The organism is Oribacterium sp., from assembly GCF_057249185.1.
This window is the reverse complement of record NZ_DBHIGR010000062.1, coordinates 1-11,118: the sequence shown is the minus strand read 5'-3', so window position 1 is coordinate 11,118 and position 11,118 is coordinate 1. Positions and strand designations below refer to the sequence as shown.

9 protein-coding genes and 2 tRNA genes are annotated in these 11,118 nt (G+C 45.4%); all 11 read right to left on the bottom strand.

The features are described 5' to 3' along the window. Window positions 1-85: 85 nt before the first annotated feature. The 11 genes from ACO4PX_RS05100 to ACO4PX_RS05050 all read right to left on the bottom strand — a co-directional run bounded on the left by ACO4PX_RS05100 (window position 86) and on the right by ACO4PX_RS05050 (window position 11,117). Window positions 86-159: transfer RNA gene (locus tag ACO4PX_RS05100), tRNA-His, on the bottom strand. Between the two features lie 18 nt (window positions 160-177). Beyond that, window positions 178-251 (bottom strand) — tRNA-Arg (locus ACO4PX_RS05095). Window positions 252-493: 242 nt separating this feature from the next. Beyond that, window positions 494-1,126 carry a bifunctional 4-hydroxy-2-oxoglutarate aldolase/2-dehydro-3-deoxy-phosphogluconate aldolase gene (locus tag ACO4PX_RS05090; RefSeq protein ID WP_007156471.1) on the bottom strand — a complete coding sequence of 211 codons (633 nt, stop codon included), beginning with the start codon at window positions 1,124-1,126 and terminating at the stop codon, window positions 494-496. A 12-nt stretch (window positions 1,127-1,138) separates the two neighbouring features. Further along, window positions 1,139-2,449: an RdgB/HAM1 family non-canonical purine NTP pyrophosphatase gene (rdgB, locus tag ACO4PX_RS05085; protein WP_485571810.1), complete on the bottom strand. Its 1,311-nt coding sequence runs from the start codon at window positions 2,447-2,449 to the stop codon at window positions 1,139-1,141. Continuing rightward, window positions 2,449-3,612 carry a THUMP domain-containing class I SAM-dependent RNA methyltransferase gene (locus ACO4PX_RS05080; protein WP_485571808.1) on the bottom strand — a complete coding sequence of 388 codons (1,164 nt, stop codon included), beginning with the start codon at window positions 3,610-3,612 and terminating at the stop codon, window positions 2,449-2,451. The genes rdgB and ACO4PX_RS05080 overlap by 1 nt, the downstream gene beginning before the upstream one ends. An 8-nt stretch (window positions 3,613-3,620) precedes the next feature. Then, the gene (locus ACO4PX_RS05075) at window positions 3,621-4,205 is read right to left on the bottom strand and encodes an HAAS signaling domain-containing protein (RefSeq protein WP_485571806.1); all 585 of its coding nucleotides are present in this window, start codon (window positions 4,203-4,205) and stop codon (window positions 3,621-3,623) included. A 120-nt stretch (window positions 4,206-4,325) separates the two neighbouring features. Beyond that, window positions 4,326-6,119: an aspartate--tRNA ligase gene (gene aspS, locus ACO4PX_RS05070; protein WP_485571804.1), complete on the bottom strand. Its 1,794-nt coding sequence runs from the start codon at window positions 6,117-6,119 to the stop codon at window positions 4,326-4,328. Window positions 6,120-6,272: 153 nt separating this feature from the next. Next, complete coding sequence (gene hisS, locus ACO4PX_RS05065) at window positions 6,273-7,535, bottom strand: histidine--tRNA ligase (protein WP_485571802.1); 1,263 nt, start codon at window positions 7,533-7,535, stop codon at window positions 6,273-6,275. A 5-nt stretch (window positions 7,536-7,540) separates the two neighbouring features. Beyond that, window positions 7,541-8,818, bottom strand: a complete 1,278-nt coding sequence (locus ACO4PX_RS05060) for a diaminopimelate decarboxylase (protein ID WP_485571800.1) — start codon at window positions 8,816-8,818, stop codon at window positions 7,541-7,543. A gap of 128 nt (window positions 8,819-8,946) precedes the next feature. After that, window positions 8,947-10,383: a pyruvate kinase gene (gene pyk, locus ACO4PX_RS05055; protein WP_485527953.1), complete on the bottom strand. Its 1,437-nt coding sequence runs from the start codon at window positions 10,381-10,383 to the stop codon at window positions 8,947-8,949. Window positions 10,384-10,469: 86 nt separating this feature from the next. Next, entirely contained in the window at window positions 10,470-11,117 is a 648-nt protein-coding gene (locus tag ACO4PX_RS05050; protein WP_485571798.1) for a hypothetical protein, read from the bottom strand. Window position 11,118 lies beyond the last annotated feature (1 nt).

Below are 11,118 nucleotides of genomic sequence, written 5' to 3'. Positions count from 1 at the left end.
AACCAACGACTGCAGGCGTCAAAGGCCTGTGCCTTACCGCTTGGCGATGGCCCTATGAGATAAGAACCTCGTGCGAGAAAAATAGGGTGGCCACCGGGAGTCGAACCCGGGACCTCCAGAACCACAATCTGGCGCGATAACCAACTACGCTATGGCCACCATGCTATTCTCGCAAAATGATCCAGAAGGGATTCGAACCCCCGACCCACGGCTTAGAAGGCCGTTGCTCTATCCAGCTGAGCTACTGAATCATTTCGCATTTTGTGCGACTCTCATATATTAGCGAATCCCCAATGCTTTGTCAAGAAAAAAATTTCGCTGTTTACAAAGGCTTATTCTCTGCTTGAATTTTAAAAAAGGGGCGGTACAAAATTAAAGTACTAAAGAGATTTTCGGCAATATAGGTCTGAATGTGGCGAAGCTAGCGAGAGCGTGCCCCAAGTTCAGACCTATATTGCTTAGAAAATTTATTTCTTTACAAAACAGCAAAGCTTTAGTGACTTAATTCATAGGCCTCCAGGCAGTTCTTTGTAATCAAAGCAAAATCCTTGGTCTCCAAAAACTCCTTTTTGCACAGCCAGGTTCCTCCCACACAGAGCACCTTGGAGAAGGAAAGATATTCTCCGATGTTCTGAAGGTTCACTCCGCCAGTGGGCATGAAATACAGATTCTGGAACACTGCGGCATAGCTCTTGATGGTCTGTACGCCGCCAAACTGTCCTGCGGGGAAGAACTTCACCACAGGAATATCATAAGACATGGCCATGCTGATTTCCGTAGGAGTCAAAACGCCGGGACAATAGGGAATTTCTCTCTCTCTGCAAAAAGCTGCCACTTCATGGGAAAAGGAAGGACTTACAATAAACTTGGCACCGGCTTCCACAGCATCTTTACACTGCTGCAGGGTAATCACCGTTCCCGCACCCACATATAAATCCGGATATTCCTTTACCATTAGCGCGATGGATTCCTTTGCTGCCGCCGTACGGAAGGTGACCTCCGCCACCGGAAGTTTTCCCTCCAACAAAGCCTTTCCCAGAGGAATGGCGTCATTTTTATCCTCAATTACCAAAACCGGACAAATCCGAATTCCCTTCATTCTCTCCACAAATTCTGCCATGTACATTATTTTATCCTCCTAAATTTTATGCATTTCCACTCTAATATTTCCTTTTTGGTCCAAAAACAGCAGGCTATAGCATGGTCTTCTATCCTCTTGTCTGGGAAAGCTGATGGATCCCGGATTGATACAATGCACCCCGTTCACCACTTTGTTACAGGGTTTATGGGTATGTCCGAAGAATGCCATACTGCAATTTCTGTCTCTTGCCTCTTCCGAAAGACGCTCCAAGCCGAAGTTTACCCCATAGAGATGGCCGTGGGTCAAAAAGCATCGTTCTTTTCCGATACGAACTTCCACGTCCTTGGGCAAATAGGAAAAAAAGTCATTGTTTCCCTGTACAAAATAGGACTCACAGCCCTTAGGCAAAAGCGCCTGTACCTCTCCTTCTCCCTCCGAATCCCCCAGATGAATACACATGGATATATCCGGATGCAGACGAAGAACCTTTTCCACATAGTCCAGTCTTCTATGGTTATCGGAAAATACCAAAATCTTTTCCTCCGAAGAAGGATCGATTCTGCCGGCTATCTTAGTCTTCGCTTCCCGAGCAGCTTCCTGTCCCTTTTCGACAACTTCCTGTCTCTTTTCGGCATCCTCCTCTTTTTCCGGCTTTTCCCCGGATTCTTTCTCCGCCTTGTGCTCCGCCTTTGCTTCCTTGCCTTTTCCCGACTGCTCCTGCCCTGCTTTCGAAAAGCGGGCAGAATCTCTTTTTTCCTGCTCTTCCTGAATCATTCTTTCCATCTTTCGAAGAGCCTTTCCCCTATGGGAAACCTGGTTCTTCTCTTCTCTGGAAAGCTCAGCAGCGGTTTTTCTGTATTCCGGAAGGTAGAAAATGGGGTCATAGCCGAAGCCCTCTTCTCCACCGGGCTCTTTTGCAATTTCTCCCGTGCATCTGGCTTCCGTTTGCAAAAGCTTTCCATCCGCAAAAATCGCAACAATGGCGCAGCTAAAGTAGGCCATTCTGCTTTTACTGCTGCTTTCTTCCATCATGGCCAGGATACGACGATTCTTTTCGGGATAGGGTGTATCCACCCCCAAAAATCGGGCTGAATATATTCCGGGACCAAAGGACAGGGCTTCAATGGATAGGCCGGAATCATCCGCCATAACCAGGTCATCTTCCTCTAAAAGTCCCTGTGCTTTGGCAAAGTTATATAGGGCTCTGGCCTTGATTTCCGCATTTTCCAGAAAACTTGTCCCGTTTTCCTCTACCTCCTGATCCATGCCTAAATCTTTGGCACAGAGAATGGTTCCGGGGAAATTAGACAGAATCTCCTGAATTTCTCTTAACTTGTGTTGATTATGGGTGGCAAATAAAATCCGCATTATTTTCTCCCTTTACCATTGTACTGGTAAAAATAGGTTTTCATCATACCGTTGTAAAGCTTTCTGTTTTTATCCGCCTTCCCAAGGTATTTCTCCGCCTGCTCGTAAGCGGTGATTAAGCAAAGTCGCCAATCATCCAGATCTTCATAAGCCTCTCTAAGCTCCGTATATAACAGCGGCAGATTTCTCTTATCCTCGATTCGCTCTCCGTAGGGAGGATTGGTTAAAATCAAGCCTCCTCGCTTACCGTGGGACATCTTCCCCACTTCTCTTTCCTGAAAATGGATAAGCTTTCCAACCCCTGCCCGCTCCGCATTTTCACGGCAAACCGGAATCATGGCAGGATCTATATCATAGCCCTGAATATCCACCATTTTTCCATAGGAATTCTTCTTAGTTTCTAATAGGCTACGGTCAATTTCATCCCCTGCCTCCTCCAAAGCATAGTCCCATTCCTTTTTAGGAATCAGGTTTTCCCAGGCTTCCGCCGTAAAATGTCTATGCATTCCGGGAGCAATCTTTGCCGCAATCATAGCCGCCTCTATGGGAAAGGTTCCTGCACCGCACATGGGATCCACAAAGGGGGCATCCTCTCTCCATTTGCTAAGGAGAATCAGGGAGGCAGCCAAGGTTTCCTTAATGGGCGCCTTTCCCATTTTTAAACGATAGCCTCTTTTATGCAGAGAGTCTCCACTGGTGTCCAAACAGAGTAAAACCTCATCCTTATACAGAGAAACACGAAAGGGGTACTTGGCTCCGTGCTCCTCAAAAAAACTCTGATGATAGTAGGATGCCATCCGGTCAACCATGGCTTTCTTCATTACGGACTGAATATCTCTGGGCGAAAACAGCTTGGATTTCACGGAGCTTGCCTTGGTCACCCAGAAGGAGGCATCCTTTGGCAGATACTCTTCCAACGGAAGAGCCTTAGTCCCCTGAAACAAATCCTCGTAGGATTCCGCATGGAAGGAGCCCAGCTTTAATAAAACTCTTTCCCCTGTTCTCAGGAAAATGTTGGCACGGACGATAGCCTCCGCATCTCCGATAAAATGCACCTTTCCGTCGCTAACGGTATGCACATCATAACCCAAATCCTGAATTTCTTTTTTACAGACTGCTTCCAGTCCAAAGTGGCAGGGTACCACCAGTTCCATTCTTTGCATCTTCCCTCCTATCGAAAAAGGTATGCCAAAATCCAAAGGATTACCGCCACCGCAAGTACAGGGAGTAAAATCGGTGCCAAAGCGGAAATGATTCCCGCAAAAACCGCGATAATTCCCCCGATAATCAGGAAGAAAATCACGAGAGAAATCAAACAGCCTAAGGGACTGACAGGAATGATACGGGGTCCTCCTGCATTTCCAAAGGCCGACTGTCTATCCTGCCGAATATCCTCTTCTTTATATTGGGTATAGTCTGTCTTTTCCCTAAAGGATTGAGACTGTCTGCTATCTTCTTCCGCTCCCTTATATTGTAAATCCTCTTCGTCGGAGGCATAGTTAATCTCACTTTCCGCATAACGAAAAGGAGTGCTTCTGGCTACATGATCTCCTCCCGCCTCTGCAGCATCAATAATGCTTTTTGCCAAAAGCCTTGGCTCAGAAAGGGAAGCAATAACTTCTTCCTCGGTTTTTCCACCCCGCACTTCCGTCAGGATGTACTCTTCATAAAAACGTTGTTGCTCCAGAATAACTTGTTCCGAAACATTTTGCTTTAATTCTAAAACCAGTTCCCGAATAAATTCCTCTTTCCTCACCTATTCCTCCTAAAACTCAGCCAAATCCCGGGCTGAGCATATCTTTATCTTTAGCTTAGCTCCATTTCCCTTTTAAAAGTCCGGAAGACACGGAAATATTCTCGAAGCTATACGCTGCACTTACTCTTCTGTAATGGCAATATGCAAATCCTTTAACTGCTGGGGATCAAAGACCTCTGCCGGTGCATCCATCATCGCATCGGAACCATCCTTACCCTTTGGAAAAGCAATAACATCGCGGATGCTTTCCGCTCCCACCATCCACATCGCTAAACGATCTAAGCCGTAAGCAAGACCGGCATGGGGAGGTACACCGTACTGAAAGGCTTCCAATAAGAAACCGAACTGCTCAGTGGCTCTTTCCTTCGTGAAGCCCAGCTTTTCCAACATTTTCTCCTGCACATGAGACTGGTGAATTCTGACAGAACCGCCACCCAGCTCCGTTCCGTTTAAAACAATATCATAGGCCTTGGCTCTAACCTTGGACAAATCCTCTTCATCCACCAAGGGAAGGTCTTCTTCCATAGGCATGGTGAAGGGGTGATGCATGGCCTGATATCTTCCCAGCTCCTCGGAGTATTCGAACATGGGGAACTCTGTAACCCAGAGGAACTTCCACTGTCCCTTCTGAATCAAGTCCAGATCCTTTCCTAAAGCAAGGCGCAAAGCCCCAAGGCTGTTCCATACCACCTGCTTCTTTTCATCGGATACCAGGAAAAGAAGGTCTCCCTGCTCTAAACCTGTAGCCTCTGTTAATCGCTTAATATCCTCCTCGGACATAAACTTGGCGAAAGAAGATTTTACAGAACCATCCTCTGCATAGCCAAACCACGCCAAGCCCTTAGCCTGATAGCCCTTTACCAGCTCCACATAGCTGTCAATCTTCTTTCTGGGCATGGACGCATGTCCCTTTAAAAGAATTCCCTTGACCTTACCGCCATTTTCCACGCACTGACTGAAAACGGAGAAGCCACAGCCCCGAACCGCTTCGGTACACTCCAGTAAGGGCAGGTCAAAACGAAGATCCGGCTTATCGGAACCGTAATTTTCCATAGCATCAATCCAGGTCATTCTCTGTAAAGGAAGAGCAATGTCAACCTGACAGATTTCCTTGAAAATATACTGTAAAAGTCTTTCATTTACTTCCAGCACATCTTCCATATCCACGAAGGACAGCTCCATATCCACCTGGGTAAACTCAGGCTGACGATCCGCTCTTAAATCCTCATCACGATAGCATCTTGCCAGCTGGAAATAACGATCCATACCGGAAACCATTAAGAGCTGCTTTAAAAGCTGAGGAGACTGGGGCAGAGCATAGAAGGAGCCCTGATGCAGTCGGGACGGTACCAGGAAGTCTCTGGCTCCCTCGGGAGTGGACTTAATCAGTGTAGGCGTTTCAATCTCCAAGAATCCTTCCCTGGACAAAAAGGCACGAATCAACTGGGAAAGTCTGGCCCTTGTCATAATTCTCTTCGCCAAATCCGGTCTTCTCAAATCCAGATAACGGTACTTTAATCGTAAGTCTTCCTTGGTTTTACTGTCTTCTTCAATGGGGAAGGGAGGAGTCTCCGCCTCTGCCAGGATTCTCAAGCTTTTTGCTACCAGCTCCACAGCTCCTGTAGCAAGGCTGGCATTGGCATCCTTGCCTCTGCTTCGAAGCTCTCCTTCTACCGCAATAACAAACTCCGCTCTTAGCTTGGAAGCCTTTTCAAAAACCTCTGCACCGCATTCATTTTCCTCAAAAAGAATCTGTAGGATTCCGGAACGGTCTCTAAGGTCTGTAAAAATAAGACCTCCCTTATTTCTGGACTTCTGTACCCAGCCCATCATGCAGACCGTTTTTCCGATATACTCCTCTCCCAATTCTCCGCATCTTGCGGTTCTGTGTAAACCTCTCATTGACTCAGCCATAATTCACCCTCTAATCTTTCTTTTAACTCTCGCTTTTCAAACTTTTTTATGGAAATATTCCACAGGATAGAGAGATACTATCTAAAAAATACTATTTTTATAGATAGAAAGTACCTTGTTTATAGAAAAATCCTATCCCCAGATTTCTCTTTTTTAACTTTTGGAAAAATATTCTATAAACTCGCTGTAGCCTTCCTTGCTCAGCTGCTCCTTCTGGAATTTCTTATTTTTATTCATTTGGGAAAGCAATACCACTTCTCCCTTGGCTCTTCTGTCCATAGCATCCAGCAGAGCCTTCTTCAGCTCCTCTTCCTGCAAATCCTTTTCCAAAAGAATCGCCTTCTTCTCCATCCTAACTTCCGAAGCCTCCCCTTCCATAAGAATGGTGATGATTCGCTCAAAACCGATGGAAAATCCCACCGCAGGGGTATCGATGCCGGTAAACTTTCCTACCATCTTGTCATAACGACCGCCTCCGCCGATAGATCCGGAAAATAATGTGGAACGCACTTCGAAAATCGGTCCGGTATAATAGCCCATGCCTCGCACAAGACTGGGATCAAAACGAAGAGGAATCTTTCCCTTTCCGGAGATTTCCACCAAATCCATAATCTTATAAAGGTTTTGGCAAATACCTTCCTCTAAAACATCCTTTAGCTTTTCCCCAAGAGAAAGGAGGTCTTCCTTCTTTCCGGAAACCTGATCCAAAAGCTCGGTATAACGGGAAATCTGCTCCTCGGAATAGCCAAGACCTGCCAGTTCCCCCTTTACCCCGTCTCTTCCAATCTTATCTTCCTTATCCAGGATAATGGAAATCTGTTCAAAATCCCCCTCCGGAAATCCTGCATAGCGCTGCATTGCTTTCAGAATTTCTCTGTCATTTACCACGATATAGAAGGGATACTGTTCTCCAAAACCGATTTCCTGTAGCAGGGTTCCCATAGCCAAAAGCAAATCTATCTCCGAAAGGAAGGAAGAATCTCCGAAAATATCAATATCGCATTGCCAAAACTCCCGAAATCTTCCCTTTTGAGGACGATCAGCCCTGAATACAGGTCCAATCTGTAAGGCCTTAAAGGGACTGGGGAGCTTCGCCTGATTCTCCGCATAAAAACGGGAAAGAGGCAGGGTCAAGTCATACCGAAGCCCTGCATCGGAAAGGGCCTCAAAATCCCCCTTCTCAATGGCTTCCTTCAGCTTCTCCCCTCGCTTCTCCACCTTAAAAATCAGCTTTTCATTGTCTCCTCCCTGCTTACTGAGAAGATTTTCCAAATGCTCTACGATGGGGGTTTCAATCTCCGTAAAGCCAAAGCGTCCGTAAACCCGTCTGATTGCGGAAAGAATTCTCTGCCGGATGGCCATCTCCTCCGGTAAAATATCCTTCATTCCTGTTACAGCTTTTTTCTTCAATGCCATAATTCCTACTTTCTGTTCTCTAAATACTTCTGAAAATCCTCATCAATATCCAGGGTAGCAAAATAATCCGTATCCCTCTGGGCTCTTCTGATACACTTTACCGTGCCGTCTTCTTTTAAGAGAAGTTCTGCACACCAGAGCTTTCCGTTGTAATTGTATCCCATGGCAAAACCGTGGGCTCCCGCATCGTGGAAGAAAAGATAGTCTCCCTTTTCCAGTACCGGTAGCTCTCTGTTTTTCGCAAACTTATCATTATTTTCACAAAGAGAACCGACCACATCATAGGTCTTTGTCTCTTTTTCCTCTTCTTTTCCCAGCACCGTAATATGATGATAAGCATCATAAATAGCCGGACGCATCAGATTCGCCGCACAGGCATCCACCCCTGCATAGTGTCTGTAGGTCTCCTTAAAATGTATCACCTTGGTAATCAAAGCCCCGTAGGGTGCCAGCATAAAACGTCCCAGCTCCGTGCAAAGACGGATATGTCCAAGACCGTTCGGTACTAAAATTTCTTCAAAAACCTCCTTAACCCCCTGTCCAATCAGGAGAATATCATTGGGTTCCTGCTCCGGACGATAGGGAATGCCGATTCCTCCGGAAAGATTGACAAAATCCAGAGAAATCCCAAGCTCCTTCTTAATTCGTACCACCAACTGAAAAAGCTGTCTTGCCAAAACCGGGTAATACTCATTGCTTACAGTATTGGAGGCAAGAAAAGCATGGATTCCGAAATGTTCTACACCCTTTTCCTTTAAAATTTTATAGCCCTCCAGAATCTGAGCCTCCGTCATACCGAACTTGGCTTCTTCCGGATTATCCATAATAGTATTGGCAATTTTAAAATAGCCTCCGGGATTAAAACGCAAACTCATGGTTTTGGGCAGGGTTCCCAGGGTTTCTTCCACTTCCGCAATATTGGAAAAATCATCCAAGTTAATGATTCCTCCCAGCTCCCTGGCAAAGATATATTCCTCTTCCGGAGTATCATTAGAGGAAAACATAATTTCTTGTCCTTTGAAACCGCAAGCCTCGGCCATGGTCAATTCCACTTTAGAGGAACAGTCTACCCCGCACCCTTCTTCCTTTAAAATCCGTAAAATAGCAGTATTGGGGGTTGCCTTAATGGCAAAGTACTCTTTAAAGCCCGGATTCCAGGAGAAGGCCTTATACAGCTTTCGGGCAGTTTCCCGAATTCCCTTTTCGTCATACAGATAAAAAGGTGTGGGATATTCCTTGGCGATTGCTTCTACTTGTTCTTTACTTACATACGCATTTTTCATCTTTTCTCCTACTCCATACATCCTACTTTATCAATTTCGAAAAATGAGATACTCATTAAAAATAAAAAAAGTCCCTTCCTATCTTAAACATAAGGAAGGGACTTTTCAAGTGAGAATCCTGTGAAATCTTATTTAGGAACAACCATAACCCGCATAATATTTGTGCTGTTGGCAACCTGCTGCTTTAAGAGACGATTGAGTACTCCTGCAGTAATGATGCAAAGGTCTCCGGAATCCACATAGCCCATGCTCTTCAGCTCTTCTAAAGAACTTTCAAACAACTCGTCGGTGGTTTCCGCACGTCTTGCCCAAACCGGAGTTACTCCCCAGTACAGCATCATCTGTCTGGTGGTTACCTGACTGGGAGAAAGAGCGAAGATATTCGTTCTGGGACGATATTTGGCAATCATGGAGGCGGTAATTCCGGTAAGTGTGGGTGCAACGATTGCCTTGGCATGAAGCTCGTGGGCAGTGGTTACAGAAGCCGCACAAACCGCATTGCCGATGCTCTCATATACGGTTCTCTCCACAAGTCTTGTCTTAAACTGCTTATAATCCAAAAACTGCTCGGAATATTCCACGATGGAAGCCATGGTCTCCGCAGCCTCTACGGGATACTTACCGTTAGCGGTTTCTCCGGAGAGCATCACTGCATCCGTACCGTTTTCTACTGCATTGGCCACATCGGTAACCTCCGCTCTGGTAGGTCTTGGATTTCTAATCATGGAATCCAGCATCTGGGTCGCGGTAATAACCAGTTTTCCGTGGAAATTACATTTTTCGATAATCTCCTTCTGCAAATGAGGAAGACGGCGAGCTTCCACTTCTACGCCCAAGTCTCCTCTTGCCACCATGATTCCGTCTGCCTCATCAATGATGGAATCCAGGTTATCCAATCCCTCCTGGGACTCAATCTTGGCAATAATCTTCATCTGAGAGCCGGCCTCATCCAAGAGAGCACGAATCTGACGAATGGCATCTGCGGAACGTACAAAGGAAGCGGCAATGAAATCAAACTCCTCGGAAATACCGAAACGAATGTCCTCGATATCCTTTTCCGTAATAGAAGGAAGCTGAATAGGAACATTGGGTACATTTACACCCTTTCTTTCCCCAAGCTCTCCTCCGTTAGTTACCTTACAATGAATTTCCTGTCCGTTAACGGAAAGCACCTCTAAACCGATTAAACCGTCATCAATCAAAATCACATTTCCGGGCTTTACATCTTCATGAAGGTGCTCGTAGTTGATATAAATTTTCTGCTTTGTGCCAACGACTTCCTCGGTGGTCAGGGTAATCTCATCTCCCTCTTGAAGGGTAATCTTATTGCCTCCCTCCAAAACACCGGTACGGATTTCCGGTCCCTTGGTGTCCAAAAGAGCGGCAATAGGTCTTCCCACTTCTTTTCTGGCCTTCCGAAGCATTTCCAATCTGCCCAGATGCTCCTCATGATTTCCATGGGAAAAGTTAAAACGAGCCACATCCATGGTCTTTGCCAGCTTAAGCAACAGCTCATAATCATTTTCATTAGGTCCCATGGTACATACAATCTTCGTTCTTCTCATTTTTTTCTCCTTTACTCACTCACTATTTTCCACTCATTTTCAGACTCTACTCTATCACATCGACAAGTTTTGCAAAAAACGTAAGCCTATCGATAACGATTAATGTGAAAGATATTTTTATTGTTTCCCTGATTCTGTAATAGGAAGAACAACAAAACATTGGCAAAAGACAGGAGAATAGAAACCCTCTCTCCCATATTTGGACTGGTCAAAAAGAAAAAGAAATACAGCGCCGTTTCTATTCCCGCCAGGTACATGGCCTTAATCGGAAAAAGGAAGTAAATGTAAAACATAGTATCCGGCAAACTTAAAGCATAGGCCAAGAAAATACTGAAGCTCATGTAGGTGGGATTTAACTGTAAAGACACGCCGGTAAAGAGATAAATCAGGATACCTACCACATTATAAAGGATGATACCGGAGGCAATAAAAAACGTGTAGCGGAAGCTTCCCCAGAGAAATTCCAGCGTTTTTCCGATATTATAGTACACCATAATACCGATAATGGCCCAAAACACGCCGGAAAATCCTCCCCCTGCCGGAAAGTAAAACAAAAATGTAAAAATCCGCCAGATATGTCCATGGAGAATTGCTTCCGGATCCAAATCCATATAATAATAGTAAATTTCCGGTGCCACCACCTGAATCATAAAACCTATACCGTAAATCACACAAATATACTGCATTAAATTCGGAATGGCGAAGCGTCCGAACTTTCTATTTAAACGGTCCAAG